Genomic DNA, 15853 nt, shown 5'->3' with positions numbered 1-15853 from the left:
CAGGAGGCCCGGTGGCCTTTCCGTACCCTCACCACAGCCCGCGGCAGGCCCCGCACCTCGGCCCGGGAGCGCCCGCGGCCGGGCTCTACGACCCCGCGCAGGAGCACGACGCCTGCGGGGTGGCCTTCGTGGCGGACCTGCACGGGCGGCGCTCGCACTCGGTCGTGGCCAACGGGCTCGACGCGCTCTGCCGGCTGGACCACCGGGGAGCGCGGGGCGCGGAGCCGAACACCGGCGACGGCGCGGGCATCATGATCCAGATCCCGGACGCCTTCCTGCGCGCGGTGGTGGACTTCCCGCTGCCGCCTGCCGGCGAGTACGCCACCGGCCTGGTCTTCCTGCCCGACGACGACGCCGCCGAGGCCCGTGCCCGCCGGGTGGTCGAGAAGTACGCGCTGGTCGAGGGCGCCGACGTGCTCGGCTGGCGGGACGTGCCGGTGGACCCGGGTGGGCTCGGCGAGACCGCCCTCGCGGCGATGCCCCGGGTCCGGCAGCTCTTCCTCGCCGCGCGCCGGCTCACCGGCTCCCCGGCCGGGGCGGCCGGGGCGGCGTTGAGCGGCATCGAGCTGGAGCAGGTGGCGTTCTGCGTGCGCAAGCAGGCCGAACGGGAGAGCGCCGAGCGGGGCGTGCCGGCATACTTCCCGTCGCTGTCCGGGCGGACCATGGTCTTCAAGGGCATGCTCACCCCCGATCAGCTCCCCGCGTTCTATCCGGAGCTGACCGACGAGCGCGTGCACAGTGCGATCGCGCTGGTGCACTCCCGGTTCTCCACCAACACGTTCCCGTCCTGGCCGCTGGCGCACCCGTACCGGCTCATCGCGCACAACGGCGAGATCAACACCATCCGCGGCAACCGCAACTGGATGCAGGCGCGTGAGTCGATGCTGGGCGGCGGCGGGGAGCTGCCCGGCAACATCCGCCGGATCTTCCCGATCTGCACCCCGGCCGCGTCCGACTCGGCGAACTTCGACGAGGTCCTCGAACTGCTGCACCTGGCCGGGCGGAGCCTGCCGCACGCGGTGCTCATGATGATCCCCGAGGCGTGGGAGAACGACCCGGACATGGGCGCGGAGAAGCGCGCCTTCTACCGCTTCCACGCGAGCCTCATGGAGCCGTGGGACGGCCCCGCCTCGGTCGCCTTCACCGACGGCGAGATCGTCGGCGCCGTGCTGGACCGCAACGGGCTGCGCCCGGGCCGCTGGTGGCGTACGGCCGACGGGCTCGTGGTGCTCGGCAGCGAGGCGGGTGTGCTCGACCTCGACCCGGCCCGGGTCGTCGCCAAGGGTCGCCTCCAGCCGGGCAGGATGTTCCTGGTCGACACCGTGGCCGGGCGGATCGTGCACGACGAGGAGATCAAGGCGGAGCTGGCGGCCGAGCAGCCGTACGCCGAGTGGCTGCACGCCGGCCTGATCGACCTGACCGACCTGCCCCCGCGCGAGCACACCGTCTACACCCACGACTCGGTGCGCCGCCGTCAGCAGACCTTCGGCTACACCGAGGAGGAGCTGAAGATCCTGCTCGCGCCGATGGCGCGCACGGGTGCCGAGCCGCTGGGCTCGATGGGCACCGACACCCCCATCGCCCCGCTGTCCACCCGGCCGCGGCTGCTCTACGACTATTTCCACCAGCTCTTCGCCCAGGTCACGAACCCGCCGCTGGACGCCATCCGCGAGGAGCTGGTGACCAGCCTGGCGTCGACGATCGGGCCGGAGGGCAACCTGCTCGACCCGGGTCCGGCGAGCTGCCGGCAGATCGTGCTGCCGTACCCGGTGATCGACAACGACGAGCTGGCGAAGATCCTCTGCATCGACGAGGACGGTGACCTGCCCGGCTTCAAGGCCGTCCGGGTCTCCGGGCTCTACCGCGTCCGGGAGGGCGGCGCCGGGATCAAGGCCCGGCTGACCGAAATCTGCCGGCACGTCTCCGAGGCCATCGAGGACGGCGTACGCATCCTGGTGCTGTCGGACCGCGACTCCAACGCGGACCTCGCCCCGATCCCGTCGCTGCTGCTCACCGCCGCGGTGCACCAGCACCTGGTGCGCGAGCAGACCCGCACCCAGGTGGCGCTGGTCGTCGAGTCCGGCGACTGCCGCGAGGTGCACCACGCGGCGGTGCTGATCGGCTACGGCGCGGCGGCGGTGAATCCCTACCTGGCGTTCGAGTCGGTGGAGGACATGATCTCCACCGGGGCGCTGGTCGGCGTGGCACCGGCCAAGGCCGTGCGCAACTACGTCAAGGGCCTCGGCAAGGGCGTTCTGAAGATCATGTCCAAGATGGGCATCTCGACGGTGTCGTCGTACTGCGGGGCGCAGGTCTTCGAGGCCGTCGGGCTCGACGCCCGCCTGGTCCAGCGCTACTTCCGGGGCACCCCGAGCAAGATCGGCGGGATCGCGCTGGACGGCGTGCACGCCGAGGTCGCCGCCCGGCACGCCGTGGCCTGGCCGCCGCCGGGCGCCCAACCCACCGGGCGGCTGGAGGTGGGCGGCGAGTACCAGTGGCGTCGCGAGGGCGAGCTGCACCTGTTCAACCCGGAGACGGTCTTCCTGCTCCAGCACGCCACCCGCACCCGCCAGTACGACGTCTTCCGCCAGTACACGGCCAAGGTCGACGAGCTGGCCGCCCGAGCCGGCTCGCTGCGCGGGCTGTTCACCCTGCGCACCGGCGTGCGGCCGCCCGTACCGATCGAGGAGGTCGAGCCGGCCACCGAGATCGTCCGGCGCTTCGCCACCGGCGCCATGTCGTACGGGTCGATCTCGGCGGAGGCGCACGAGACCCTCGCCATCGCGATGAACCGGCTCGGCGGCAAGTCCAACACCGGCGAGGGTGGCGAGGACGTCGAGCGGCTGCACGACCCGACCCGCCGTTCCGCCGTCAAACAGATCGCCAGCGGCCGGTTCGGGGTGACCAGCGAATATCTGGTCAACGCCGACGACCTCCAGATCAAGATGGCGCAGGGCGCCAAGCCCGGCGAGGGCGGGCAACTGCCCGGCAACAAGGTCTGGCCGTGGATCGCCCGGACCCGGCACGCCACCCCGGGCGTCGGCCTGATCTCCCCGCCGCCGCACCACGACATCTACTCCATCGAGGACCTGGCGCAGCTCGTGCACGACCTCAAGTGCGTCAACCCGACCGCCCGGGTGCACGTCAAGCTCGTCAGCGAGGTCGGCGTCGGCACCGTGGCGGCGGGCGTGGCCAAGCTCAAGGCCGACGTCATCCTGATCTCCGGCCACGACGGCGGCACCGGCGCCTCGCCGCTCAACTCGCTCAAGCACGCCGGCACCCCCTGGGAGCTGGGGCTGGCGGAGGCGCAGCAGACGCTGCTGCTCAACAAGCTGCGCGACCGGGTCACCGTGCAGGTCGACGGGCAGCTCAAGACCGGCCGGGACGTGCTGGTCGCGGCGCTGCTCGGCGCCGAGGAGTTCGGCTTCGCGACGGCGCCGCTGATCGTCGAGGGCTGCGTCATGATGCGCGTCTGTCACCTGGACACCTGCCCGGTCGGCATCGCCACCCAGAACCCGGTGCTGCGGGAACGCTTCGCCGGCCGGCCGGAGTTCGTGGAGAACTTCTTCCTGTTCCTCGCCGAGGAGGTTCGCGGCTACCTGGCCGAGCTGGGCCTGCGCTCGATCGAGGAGGCCATCGGGCAGACCGAGCTGCTCGACCTCGCCCCGGCCATCGCGCACTGGAAGGCCGGCGGGCTGGACCTGAGCCCCGTACTGCACCTGCCGGAGCTGCCGGCGGGGGCCGCGCGCCGGGGTGTCCGCGCCCAGGACCACGGCCTGGAGCTGGCGCTGGACAACGAGCTGATCGCCCTGGCCGGTCCGGCGCTGCGCGACGGCACGCCCGTGCGGGTGACGGTGGCGGTACGCAACGAGCACCGCAGCGTCGGCGCGATGCTCGGCGGCGAGGTCACCCGTCGCTTCGGCGGCGCGGGCCTGCCCGCCGGCACGATCGAGTTCACGCTGCGCGGCACCGCCGGGCAGTCGTTCGGCGCGTTCCTCCCGCCGGGGGTGACCCTGCGGCTGCACGGCGACGCCAACGACTACGTGGGCAAGGGCCTCTCCGGCGGCCGGCTCATCGCGCGGCCGGACGCCGCCGCCCCCTTCCTCGACGGCGACGCCGCCCCGGGGCAGCGGGCCGAGGACCAGACCATCGCCGGCAACACAATCCTGTACGGCGCCACCGCCGGCGAGCTGTTCCTGCGCGGCCGGGTGGGTGAGCGGTTCGCGGTGCGCAACTCCGGGGCGGTGGCCGTCGTCGAGGGCGTCGGCGACCACGGTTGCGAGTACATGACCGGCGGGACCGTGGTGGTGCTGGGGCCGACCGGGCGCAACTTCGCCGCCGGCATGTCCGGCGGCACGGCCTTCGTGCACCGGCTCGACCGCCGCCGGGTCAACGCGGAGCTGGTCGACCTGGCGCCGCTGTCCGAGGAGGAGCAGGCGGTGCTGCACGAGCTGGTGCAGCGGCACTTCGCCGAGACCGACTCGACGGTCGCCGAGGGGCTGCTGAAGCGCTGGCCGGAGGCGGTGGCGGAGTTCACCGCCGTGGTGCCCCGCGACTACCGCCGGGTGATGGAGATCATGCGGGCCGCCGAAGCCGCCGGCCGCGACGTCGACGACGCGGTGATGAGCGCGCTCTCCGCGCCCGCCGCGAAGTCCGTGCCGACCGCGCCCGCCCCGCGGGCGACGGTCCAGGAGGTGGCTCGTGCCTGACCCGACCGGCTTTCTGCGCTACGACCGGCGGCTGCCCGCGCGCCGCCCGGTGCCGGTGCGCATCAGCGACTGGCGTGAGGTGTACCCGCCGGCCGGCGAGGAGCTGATCCGCGAGCAGGCGACCCGCTGCATGGACTGCGGCATCCCGTTCTGCCACGACGGCTGCCCGCTGGGCAACCGCATCCCGGACTGGAACGACCTGGTCCGCACCGGCAACTGGGACGCCGCGGTGGAGTCGCTGCACGCCACCAACAACTTCCCCGAGTTCACCGGCCGGCTCTGCCCGGCGCCCTGCGAGGCGGCCTGCGTGCTCGGCATCGGCGGCGGCCAGCCGGTCACCATCAAGCAGGTCGAGGTGGAGATCGCCGACGCGGCCGTCGCGCGGGGCGGGCTGTCGCCGCGCCCGGTGCCGGCCCCGACCGGCCGGTCGGTGGCCGTGGTCGGCTCCGGGCCCGCCGGCCTCGCCGCCGCGCAGCAGCTCGCCCGCGCCGGGCACGCCGTGACGGTGTACGAGCGCGACGACGCGGCCGGCGGCCTCCTGCGGTACGGCATCCCGGACTTCAAGCTGGAGAAGGTCCACATCGACCGGCGGTTGGCCCAGCTCGCCGCTGAGGGCGTGCGCTTCCGCACCGGGGTGGACGTCGGCGTCGACGTCACCGCCGAGCAGTTGCGCGCCGGGCACGACGCGGTGCTGCTCGCCTGCGGCGCGCTGCGGGGCCGGGACACCCCCGAGACTCCCGGGCGCGGGTTGCGCGGCGTGCACCAGGCGATGGACCACCTCGTGGCGGCCAACCGGGTCGTCGCCGCGGCGGCGGGCGGCCGGCCCGACCCGACGGTGCTGCCCGACGGCGCCCCGATCGACGCGGCCGGGAAACACATCGTGATCATCGGCGGCGGCGACACGGCGGCGGACTGCCTGGGCGTGGCGCACCGCCAGGGCGCGGCCGGCGTACACCAGCTCGACCTCTACCCGCAGCCGCCGCAGGCCCGCGACGAGGCCCGGGACCCCTGGCCGACCTGGCCGTGGCTGCTGCGCAGCTACCCGGCGCACGAGGAGGGCGGCGAGCGGGTCTTCGCCGCCGCCGTGCAGGAGTTCGTCGACGACGGCACCGGCCAGGTGCGGGCGGTGCGGATCGCCGAGGTGACAGTGGAGAAGCGGGACGGCCGACGGGTCGTCACCGCGCTGCCCGGCTCGGAGCGGGAGTTGCCGGCCGACCTGGTGCTGCTGGCGATCGGTTTCGAGGGCACCGAGGAACAGCCGCTGCTCGACCAGTTCGGGGTCGGTCGCAACGCGCGCGGCGCGGTGGACGCCCGCCCCGACTGGCAGACCGACGTCGACGGGGTGTTCGTCGCCGGCGACATGCACCGGGGCGCGTCGTTGATCGTCTGGGCGATCGCCGAGGGCCGGGCCGCCGCCGCCGCCATCCACGCCCACCTCGGCGGGACGGGCGCCCTGCCGGCCCCGGTCGACCCGGCCCGGCAACCGCTGGCCGCGCGCTGACAGCCGCGTCCCTTCTTTCCGCCGCCGCCCCGGCTCGGTGATCAGGAGGTTCGCGCCAGGTGGGAACCCGGGCCGGTTCCGCACCTCCTGATCACCGGGGCGCCCTACGGGGCCGACCCCCGGTGTGCGGCGCGGGGTCCGGGGGCGGGCGTCCGTGGCGCGCGGGGCCGGGCGGGGTCCGGGGGCGGGCGTCCGTGGCGCGCGGGGCCGGGCGGCGGCGGGCGGGGGTGAATCGGCTGCGACATCAACTCCACAGCGTGGACGCAGACTCGCGTGGACCGCCCCCGCCCATTCCATGGATGGAGATGTTTCGATAGGCTTACCGCCTGGTAACACGCACTCCGTCCCTGGCCACGCGCGCGGTCACCGGTCCCCACCGTTCCCTGTCCCGTGGAGGTCCCGCATGCCCCACCGCCCGCTGGCCCGCGCCCTCGCCGCCCTGATCGCCCTGTTCACCGCCGCCCTCGGCGCGGTGCTCGCCCCCGGCACCGCCCAGGCCGCCGCGGCCGTCAACTACGTGGCCCTCGGCGACTCCTACTCCTCCGGCGTCGGTGCAGGGCCGTACGACCTCTCCACCTGCCTGCGCAGCCAGAAGTCGTACGCCCCGCTGTGGGCCGCCGCCAACGCGGTCACCAGCTTCACGTTCCCCGCCTGCGGTGGCGCCGTCACCGCCGACGTGATCAGCAACCAGGTCGGTTCGCTGAGCGCCAGCACCACCCTGGTCACCATCACCATCGGCGGCAACGACGCCGGCTTCGCCGACGTGATCACCAGTTGCCGCTTCGGCAGCACCTCGAACTGCACCACCGCCGTGAACGAGGCCAAGGCGTTCGCCACCACCACGCTGCCCGGCCGGCTGGACGCCACCTACGCCGCGATCCGGAACCGGGCGCCGAACGCGCGGTTGATCGTGCTCGGCTACCCGCGCCTCTTCGAGACCGGCTCCTGTGGCCTGCTGGCGATGAGCAGCTACAAGCGGACCATCCTCAACGAGGCCGCCGACGTGCTCGCCACCGTCACCTCCGGCCGGGCCGCCGCGGCCGGCGCCACGTTCGCCGACACCCGGTCGTACTTCGCCGGGCACGGGGTCTGCGCGGCCGATCCCTGGATCCGCGACGTCAGCGGCGTCATCGAGGCGTACCACCCGGACGCCGACGGCTACCGGTTCGGCTACCTGCCCGCCCTGAACGCCGCCACCGCCTGATCGGGCGGCAGGGAGGGCCTTCCCGACGGGAGGGCCCTCCCTGCCGGCAACGGCTCGTGCGGGGCACGACGCGCCCGCCTCGGCACTGTCCGGGTGTCGCCGGTGTCCGTTAGGGTCCTTGGGGACCAGCGGGGCGACGGCGACGGGAGCAGAGGGTGGGCAGGCTCGCGTCGGCGTACGGGCAGGCGGTCGCGGCCCACCGGGCCGCCCGCACGCACCTCGACAGCGCCCGCCGGGTGCTCGCCGGGCAGGCACCCCAGGCCGCCCCGGCCGGCACACCCGAGCTGGTCAGCCGCCTGTCGGCGCTCGGCGGCACGCTCGCCACCCCCACTCCGGGAGCCACCCCCGTGGCCGCCGCGCCCGTCGCCGTCCGCGTCGGCGAGGCGTCCACACCCGATGGTGGGTTCCCCGCGCTCGTACCCCTGGGCGGCGGCCACCACCTCGCCGTCGATGCGGACGCCCGCGACCCCCGGGTGGCGGGCCTGCTGCGGGCGCTCGTGCTGCGGCTGCTCGCCACCGCCCCCGCCGGCCGCGTCCGGGTCGTCGGGATCGACACCGCCGCGCTCGGCGCCACCTTCGGGCCGCTGCGCCCACTTGTCGACGCCGGCGTGCTCGACGCGCCCGCCACCACCGAGGCCGAGGTGGCGGCCCTGCTCGACGCCGCGGAGCGGCACGCTCGCACCGCCCGGCACGCCGAGCGGTCCGACCAGGAGCTGCTGCTGGTCGTCGCCGCTTCGGCGCCGCCGCCGCGCGAGGCGGCCCGGCTCGCCGCGCTCACCCACGCCGGGCCGGCCGCTGCGGTCTGCGTACTGGTGGCCGGCTGGCAGCCCGCCGCGCCGGGCGCGCCGGCACCGCAGCTCGGCGCCACCACCACGCTCCGACTGACCGAGCGCCACGCGCACGTCGGCGACCCGCCCGGCGCCCCGTTCAGCCACGACGGCACCGGCCTGGCCGCCCCCGTGCTGCTCGACGGCGATCCGCCGACCGCGTCGGTCGCCGCCCTCGCCGCGCATCTCGGCGCCGCCGCCCGGCGCAGCGACACGGTGGGCTTCACCGAGTTGCTGCCCGAGCGGCGGTGGGTCGAGTCGGCGGGCAACGGGCTGCGCACCGTCGTGGGCCGGGCCGGGCGCGACCGGGTCACCGTCGCCTTCGACGACGCCACCCCCCACTGGCTGGTCGGCGGGCGCACCGGCGCCGGCAAGACCGTCTTCCTGCTCGACGTCCTCTACGGGCTGGCTGCCCGCTACTCGCCGGCCGAACTCCAGCTCTACCTGCTCGACTTCAAGGAGGGGGTGAGCTTCACCGAGTTCGTGCCCACCCCGCGCGACCCGTCCTGGCTGCCGCACGCGCGGGCCGTCGGCATCGAGTCCGACCGGGAGTACGGCGTCGCCGTGCTGCGCGAGCTGCGCCGCGAGCTGTCCCGGCGGGCCACCACGCTCAAGCGGCACGGCGTCACCAAGCTCGCCGACCTGCCCCGCGACACCCCGGTGCCCCGCATCGTGGCGGTGATCGACGAGTTCCACGTGCTCCTCGCCGGCAACGACGCGCTGGCCCGCGAGTCGGTCGACCTGCTGGAGGAGCTGGCCCGAAAGGGCCGCTCGTACGGCGTGCACCTGGTCCTGGCCAGCCAGAGCATGACCGGCGTCGAGGCGCTCTACGGCCGGGCCGAGGCGATCTTCGGCCAGTTCGCGCTCCGGGTGGCGCTGCCCGGCGGCGGTGGGGTGCTCGACGCCCTGAACGAGGCCGCCCAGACCCTGCCGGTCGGCTCGGCGGTGCTGAACACCGCCGCCGGCGCGGTCGGCGCCGACACCGTCGTCCGCTTCCCCGACGCGCACGCCGCCGCCGGCGAAGTGGCGCAGCTGCGCCACGAGCTGTGGCGGGCCCGCCCGGCGGGCGCACACCCCCCGTCGGTCTTCAAGGGCTACGAGGCCGCCCACGTCGAGGACGACCCGACCTTCGCCGGGCTGCGCCCGGGTGGGCGCCGCCCCCTGGCCCTGGTCGGGCGGACGGTCGACGTCAACGGGACCTCCGCGTTGTTCCTGATGGACGCGACCCCCGGCCGGCACCTGGCCGTGGTGGGCACCTCGGTCACCGGCGCGGAGGTGCTGCGCGCGGCCACCCTGAGCCTGGCCCGGCAGCACGCCCCGGGCGACGCCCGGTTCCTGCTCGCCGCGCTGGTCGCCGCCGCCGAGCCCGCCGCCGCCGACACGGCCGCACTCCTGGCCGCCGCCGGCCACCAGGTCGACCGCCTCGACGCGGCCGACCTGCGCCGCCACGTCGGCGCGCTCGCCGCCGCGCCGGCGGTCCCGGCCGAACCGGCCGGCTTCGCGGCGGGCAGGGCCGAACCGGTCGCCGGCCGCACCTACCTTGTCGTGTTCGGCGTGGACGCCGCCAGCGGCGCGCTCGCCGCCACCGACCCCGACACGTTCCGCTCCGGCCACGACGACCTGCGGAGCCTGCTGCGGCAGGGGCCCGCCCGGGGGGTGCACCTGCTCGGCTGGTGGCGGGGGCTGCGCCGGCTCGCCGACGACCTCGGCGGCGCCCACAACCGCGACGACATGGCCTGCCTGGTCGCGTTGAACGTGACCGGCGCCGAACTCGGGCTGCACCTCGGTGTGCACGACCTGGCCTACACGCCCCGGCCCGACCGGGCGCTGCTTGTCGACCGGCACGACCAGCGCATCCGGCTCATCGTGCCGTTCGCCCGCGACGGGCACGGCCCGGACGGGGAGGACTGAGGCGGTGTCCACCTTCGACGAGTACGCGGCGCTCGCCCGGCAGTTCGCCGAGCGGCGGCGGGCCGGCGAGCGCGGGGCCGCCGCCGACGCCGAGCGCCGACGCAACCTGCACGCCACCGCCGACTACCTCCAGCACCGGCTGACCGCCCAGGGGCAGCGCCTGGACCAGCTCGGCCAGGCCATCGGCATCCCGGCGTCCAGCGTGCCCACCGGCCCCGCGCCGCAGATCAGCGCGCCGCAGGGGGGTGCGCCGCACGGGGGCGCGCCGCCGGGGGGTGCGCCGCACGGGAGCGCGCCGCACTCCAGCGCCACTGCCGGGGCGGCCGGCGGGTTCTCGGGTGGTGACGGTGGCATCGGGAGGGCCGGGTTCGCCGGTGCCGGGCCGGGGGAGGTCGCCGGCGCGGCCGGCGTCCCGGGGCGGCCGGGGGTCGGGGCGTACCCCCAGGTCGGGGCGGGGGAGACGAGGCTGGCGCTGCCGACGGCGGTGAGCCCGGCGGCGGGCGGGGTGCCGGCCCCGCGTCCGGCGGAGGTCGACCCGGCGGTCGAGCTGGAGCTGGCGCGCCGCTACGCCGACGAGTCCGACCGGCACGGGCAGCAGACCGAGCTGCTCGCGCAGCGGCCGGCGCTGCTGCCGGACTGGTCGCCGCCGGCCCGGGCGGTCGCCGTCTACGCGGGCTGTGCCGCCGCGGGCGCGGTCATCATGATGATCATGGTGCTCGCCTCCGGTGTCGGCCTGGTCGACGGCTTCACCCTGGGCGCCTGGATCTGCGCGGGCCTGCCGGCGCTGTCCTTCTTCGCCGGCTACCTGGTGCTCGGCCGCTGGGGGCGGCCGGCCATGGTCGCGGGCACCCCGCCCCGGTACGTGCACCTCGGCTTCCTGATCTGCTTCGCGGCCGTGCCGGTCGCCTACGTGGCGTTCCTGCTGCTGTTCCGCGTCCTGCGCTGACGGCGAGCACGGCGGGACCAGGTCAGCGGCGGTGTACTGGCAGCATTGGGGCGTTCTGCCGCCTTTCGTGGGGCTGACCTGTCGCGAGTCAGGCTAGCCGGCGCACGACGGGGCGGAGGGCGGTGACCAGCAGGCTGATGTCCGCGGTGGCGAGGTGCGTCCGGCATGCCTCGATGTTCGTCGCCGGGTTCAACTCGGACCAGTCGAGCAGGTACCCGGCTGCCGCAGCGAGTTGTCGCAGGAACGCACGGATGGTGCGGCCGTTTCCTTCGCGGAACGGGTGACAGACGTTGAGTTCGCCGTAGTAGTGCGCCAGGGCCTCGACGAACACTTCCTGTCGTAGGCCGAGGAGGTAGCCGTCCTCGACGAGCCGGCTGAGGATCGCGCTGACCTGGTCGTCGATGTACGGCCAGTGGCAGAAACGAGCACCCGGTTTGCTGATGTCGACAGTTCTGCTCTGGCCGGCCCATGGGTAGAGGTCTGAGAAGAGGTGCCGGAAGGTTTGCAGGTGCTCCAAGCCGTAGCCACCCGGGATGATCAACCGGGCTGCCTGGATCTCGCGGACCGACACCAACCGGAACTCGACCTCTCGGAGCTGGTCAGGGTCGGTGATGCCCAGCTTGTTCTGCAGGCAGTCGCTGTCGGGCCAGCAGTAGGGGTCAGCGCTGCTCACTGCTGATCCGGGCGATCTCCTGGGCGATCAGATCGTCGGCACTGATGACACCGGCCGCGACATCTCGAAGCCTGTCCTGCCAGTCCTCGTCGAACTCCGCTCCTTCGAGGGCGGCGTTGGCGGAGGCGAGGACCACGGCAGTCTCGACGCCCGCCACCTGCCGGGCGTAGTACGACCTCATGATGTTGACGTCGACCTGCTCGGTGGAGGGTGCAGACTCGGGCAGCGCGCCGCGCGCAAGACGCCACGGAAGCTCATTGTGATTCATCGTCGACAGCTCGGCGGCGGAGAATCGGCCATAGGTCTCGGTAACCCAACGGACGGTGTCGACCTGGGCGGTCGTCAGGTGGGACGCCTCGCCGAGTGGCCATTCGTTGACGCTGCGTTGCCCGCGATGCTGGCGGTAGAGGTGCGGGACCACCGGGCCTTCGCGCCATGCCTCGATCGGCTCCTGGAACAGCGGGCGGCCGGTCCGCGCCAGGTGCCATCCCTGGCAGTAGTAGACGAGCTTCTCCAGCTTCATCGCCGTCATGGTCCCGAGGTGCCCCAGGATCGCCGCTGCGACGTCATGCGCCGTTGCCACCGATGGCACCTCCTTTCTGGGTTCTGCTCCGAGCCTAACGAGTCAGGCCAACCAGGTGGGCCCGACGGTGTCAGATAGGCGACCTGCCGGGTACGCACAGACTGACAGGCGGCCATATCCTGACGTGTTCATCGCCCCGCTCGTCGGCGAACGGTGGGACCTGCGTCGAGGTGGCCGACAACCTGGCCGGCGTCGTCGGCGTACGGGATTCCAAGGACCCGGCCGGTCCCGCGCTGGTCTTCACCCCGACCGCCTGGCGGGCCTTCGTCGCCCAGCTCCCCGACCGCGCCTGACGCGCGGCTGACCGGAGCGGGCGCCTGTCGGCTGACGACGCGGACGCGCCGCTGCCGCCCGAGCCATCGCGTGGAGAGCGTGGCGGCACCCCGGACACCGGCGTGTGCGATACGCCGACCGAGTACCCGTATGATCGACGGCGGTATATGTCCGTTGACCATACGGGGGTTTCGATGGGAATTCGACAAGGAATAGCCGGACTGGTGGCCTTGGCGTCGGTGGTGGCCGGCGCGACCGGTCTGCCGTCGGCCGCGTCGGCGGCGGAGGGGGCCGCGACGGCGGCCGACGTGGGTCCACCATGCGTGCGTGAGAACCTGGCGCTGCCCGCCGGGTCGTGGCAGCGGATCAACGTCGTCCACGCCGACCCCAGCGGCCGGTTCCAGCTCGCGTACGGGACCGACACCTCCTGGCGCGGGCACGTCGTCCGGTGGGACAACGGCGTGCCGACCAACCTCGGCACGCCGCCCGGATCGCTCGAGGAGATCAACGCGCAGGGGGACTTCGTCGGCAACAGCTACTCCGAGGACGGGCTCTACCGCAGCACCGCGTGGCGATACTCCGCCGGCCAGGTGACCACGCTGCCGGGTCTGCCCGACAGCGTGCAGACCATCGCGAGCGCCATCGCGGGGGACGGCACCGTGGCCGGGTGGGTGCGCTCCGCCGACGGGCGACCGACGGCGGTGACCTGGTCCCCGGACAACACCGTACGGGCGTTGCCGGGTGCCGGCGACAGCCGGGCGATCGACGTCGACGCCGACGGCACCGTCATCGGTCACCTGGCCGGCAAGCCGGTGCGGTGGGCGCCCGACGCCCAGCCGGAGCAGCTTCCCGGCTACGCGGGCGACCCGGACGCGTACTGGGAGCTGGCCGGGATCAGTGCGGGTGTGGTGGCGGGCCAGGAACACAGCGGGAACAGTTCCCTCGCCCTGGCGTGGGCGCCCGGCGCGGCCCCAACCCTGCTCGCCGAGGGTGCGGTGACACACGCGGTCAACGCGCGGGGCTCGGTCGCGTACGGGCAGACCTATGAGAACAAGCAGTGGCTCCGGCAGAACGGCGTCGACCGGGCGCTGCCGTTCGGGTCGTCGCCCTATCCGATCGCCGAGGTCGCCGCGCTGACCGACGACGACATCGCGTACGGCAACGTCTCCTCGACCCCGGTCCGGTGGGTCTGCGCCTGACCCGGTCGGTCCAGCCCCGGGCGTGACGCGCAGGCCCGGTTCGGATCTCCGAACCGGGCCTGCGCCGTGGCTGCCAGCCGGGCGAATCAGGCGCGCTCGACGATGACGACGGGGATCTCCCGGTCGGTTTCCTTCTGGTAGCGGGCGTAGGTCGGGAAGACCTCGGTCATCGCCTGCCACAGCCGGGGCCGCTCCTCGGCGGTGGCGGTGCGCGCAGTACCCCGGAACTTTTCGGCCCCGACCTGCACCTCTACCTCCGCATCGGCGCACAGGTTGAGGTACCAGTTGGGGTGCCGCGCCGCCCCGCCGTTGGACGCCACCAGCAGGTAGCGGTCGCCGTCGCGGCCGTAGATGAGCGCGGTCCGCCGCAGCGTGCCCGACCGGCGCCCCCGGGTGGTGATCAGCAGGGCGTCGTAGCCGTGGTACTTCCCGCCGTCGGCGCCGTCGGTCTCCACGTAGCGGCGCACGTGACTGGCCACCCACCCGACCGGGCTGTCCTCAATGGTCTCCGCCATCCGGCCAGCCTAACGGCCGTCAACGGTGACCGTCGGCCCGTCGGGCTGCGCCGAAGCGCGAGAATCGGCTGGTCAGTCGTCGGTGAGCAGCAGCCAGTCGTCGTCGAGCGGGGCGACCTGCGTGCCCTCGGGCCAGACGTGCCGGCCGGCGGCCGTCGCCCGCGCCTGGTCGACCAGGGCCCGCCGGGCGAACGTCGCCCCGTCGAAGGTGACCGAGCCCTGGAAGCGGGCCCGGCCGAAGTTGACGGCCCCCTCGAAGCGGGTCCGCTCGAACCACGTCTGGTCGCCGAACCTGGTCCACCGGAACAGGGCCAGGTCCGCGAATCGGGTCTGCCGGAAACCGGCGTAACCCGTGAACGTGGCGTAGTCCAGGGACACTCCACTCAGGAAGGTCGCCTCGCGGAAGCTGGCGCTGCCGGTGAAGCAGGTCGCGTCGAAGCTCGCCGTCCCGTGCAGCGTGGCCCCCCGCCACGAGGCCCGGGCGAACGTCGCGCGCCGGCACGACAGGACGCCGCCGATCTCGGCCCGGTCGAAGCTGACCCGCCCGTCGACCCGGGCGTCGTCGAGGACGACCTCGGCGTCGCCGCGCAGGTCGTCGCAGATCAGGTCCGCGAAGGTCGCGCCCAGGGTCAGCCGCCCCCGCACTGTCGCGCCGGCCAGGCTGGTGGTGCCGGCGCAGACCGCGCCGCCGAGGTCCGCGTCGACGAGCGTGCAGCCGGCCGCGTCGAACCCGTCGAGCCGGGCGCCGGTCAGGTCCAGCCTGACCCCGGGCCAGAAGGCGTCGCCGTCCGCGCGCAGGTGCCGGGTCAGGACCCGCTGCGCGGTGCGGCGCACCTCCGCCTCGCGCGCGTCGTCGTCCGGCGCCGGCATCCGCAGGTACGCGCAGAGCACCGCCACGATCGTCTCCCGCTGCGCGGGATTGTCCTGCCCGAGCCGCTCCAGGGCGTGCAGTCCACCCAGGCGTACGGCCGCGTTGTCGTTGCCGAGCAGCCCGACCGCGCCGGTGTACAGCTCGGTCAGCCGGCGCTCGGCGGCGTCGTGCTCGGCGGCCCCGGCCTGCCGCTCCTGGTGGCGCTGCCCGGCCTCGGCGACCGCCTCCGCGTGCGCCTGCACCCGTTCCCGGTGCGCCTGGTCCTGGGCGGCGACGGCCTCCTGGTGCCGCTGGGCGCGCTCGCCGATCCACTGTCGCCGGGCGGCGAGCAGCAGCGCGAGCCCACCGCCGGTGCCGGCGACCACGGTCAGCCCGGTCCGGATGGCGTCGATGCGCAGCGTGGCGCGGGTGTCCGGCTGGGCGGCGCGGTCGGCCTCGCCGAGCAGCCAGTCGAGCACCAGCCAACCCAGCAGCGCGGCGAGGAACAGGCCGACGAGCACCAGCCACCACGGCATCACCCGCAGCGGCCCCTCGCGGGGCGGGATTGAGCGCACGGTTCACAGCATGCCAGCAACCAGCCGTCCGTCGGCCTGGCCGACCGGTCACCAGCGCGTGGCAACGCGATGACCGCCGAGCCGCCC

The 15853-nt window shown here is 74.4% G+C and carries 11 protein-coding genes; 7 read left to right on the top strand and 4 right to left on the bottom strand.

Annotated features, from left to right (window positions below):
* The first annotated feature begins 11 nt into the window (after positions 1 to 11).
* The 5 genes from gltB to ACQ452_RS19660 all read left to right on the top strand — a co-directional run bounded on the left by gltB (position 12) and on the right by ACQ452_RS19660 (position 11098).
* Positions 12 to 4709 (top strand): glutamate synthase large subunit, encoded by a 4698-nt coding sequence (gltB, locus tag ACQ452_RS19680; RefSeq protein ID WP_433386591.1) that lies wholly within the window; start codon positions 12 to 14, stop codon positions 4707 to 4709.
* The gene (locus ACQ452_RS19675; protein WP_433386590.1) at positions 4702 to 6210 is read left to right on the top strand and encodes a glutamate synthase subunit beta; all 1509 of its coding nucleotides are present in this window, start codon (positions 4702 to 4704) and stop codon (positions 6208 to 6210) included. Before gltB ends, ACQ452_RS19675 begins: the two co-directional genes overlap by 8 nt.
* Before the next feature lie 403 nt (positions 6211 to 6613).
* Positions 6614 to 7414, top strand: coding sequence for an SGNH/GDSL hydrolase family protein (locus tag ACQ452_RS19670; protein WP_433386589.1), 801 nt, complete (start codon positions 6614 to 6616; stop codon positions 7412 to 7414).
* 155 nt (positions 7415 to 7569) lie between these two features.
* The gene (locus tag ACQ452_RS19665) at positions 7570 to 10152 is read left to right on the top strand and encodes an FtsK/SpoIIIE domain-containing protein (RefSeq protein ID WP_433386588.1); all 2583 of its coding nucleotides are present in this window, start codon (positions 7570 to 7572) and stop codon (positions 10150 to 10152) included.
* 4 nt (positions 10153 to 10156) lie between these two features.
* Entirely contained in the window at positions 10157 to 11098 is a 942-nt protein-coding gene (locus ACQ452_RS19660) for a hypothetical protein (protein ID WP_433386587.1), read from the top strand.
* 88 nt (positions 11099 to 11186) lie between these two features.
* Here the strand turns inward: ACQ452_RS19660 and ACQ452_RS19655 are convergent, their stop codons facing one another.
* Positions 11187 to 11771, bottom strand: a complete 585-nt coding sequence (locus ACQ452_RS19655; RefSeq protein WP_433386586.1) for a Fic/DOC family protein — start codon at positions 11769 to 11771, stop codon at positions 11187 to 11189.
* Complete coding sequence (locus ACQ452_RS19650; protein ID WP_433386585.1) at positions 11758 to 12354, bottom strand: Panacea domain-containing protein; 597 nt, start codon at positions 12352 to 12354, stop codon at positions 11758 to 11760. Before ACQ452_RS19650 ends, ACQ452_RS19655 begins: the two co-directional genes overlap by 14 nt.
* Positions 12355 to 12455: 101 nt before the next feature.
* Here ACQ452_RS19650 and ACQ452_RS19645 point away from each other — a divergent pair, with 101 nt between their 5' ends.
* The gene (locus ACQ452_RS19645) at positions 12456 to 12647 is read left to right on the top strand and encodes a DUF397 domain-containing protein (RefSeq protein WP_433394256.1); all 192 of its coding nucleotides are present in this window, start codon (positions 12456 to 12458) and stop codon (positions 12645 to 12647) included.
* A gap of 204 nt (positions 12648 to 12851) precedes the next feature.
* On the top strand, positions 12852 to 13826 hold the full coding sequence (locus tag ACQ452_RS19640) for a hypothetical protein (RefSeq protein WP_433386584.1): 975 nt from the start codon (positions 12852 to 12854) through the stop codon (positions 13824 to 13826).
* An 86-nt stretch (positions 13827 to 13912) separates the two neighbouring features.
* Here the strand turns inward: ACQ452_RS19640 and ACQ452_RS19635 are convergent, their stop codons facing one another.
* Positions 13913 to 14341, bottom strand: a complete 429-nt coding sequence (locus tag ACQ452_RS19635) for a nitroreductase family deazaflavin-dependent oxidoreductase (RefSeq protein ID WP_433386583.1) — start codon at positions 14339 to 14341, stop codon at positions 13913 to 13915.
* Positions 14342 to 14413: 72 nt separating this feature from the next.
* On the bottom strand, positions 14414 to 15766 hold the full coding sequence (locus tag ACQ452_RS19630; protein ID WP_433386582.1) for a pentapeptide repeat-containing protein: 1353 nt from the start codon (positions 15764 to 15766) through the stop codon (positions 14414 to 14416).
* Positions 15767 to 15853: the final 87 nt, after the last annotated feature.

The sequence above is a fragment of the Micromonospora sp. KLBMP9576 genome (assembly GCF_050941805.1).
GTDB lineage: Bacteria > Actinomycetota > Actinomycetes > Mycobacteriales > Micromonosporaceae > Micromonospora.
This window is presented reverse-complemented; position numbering and strand designations above follow the sequence as displayed.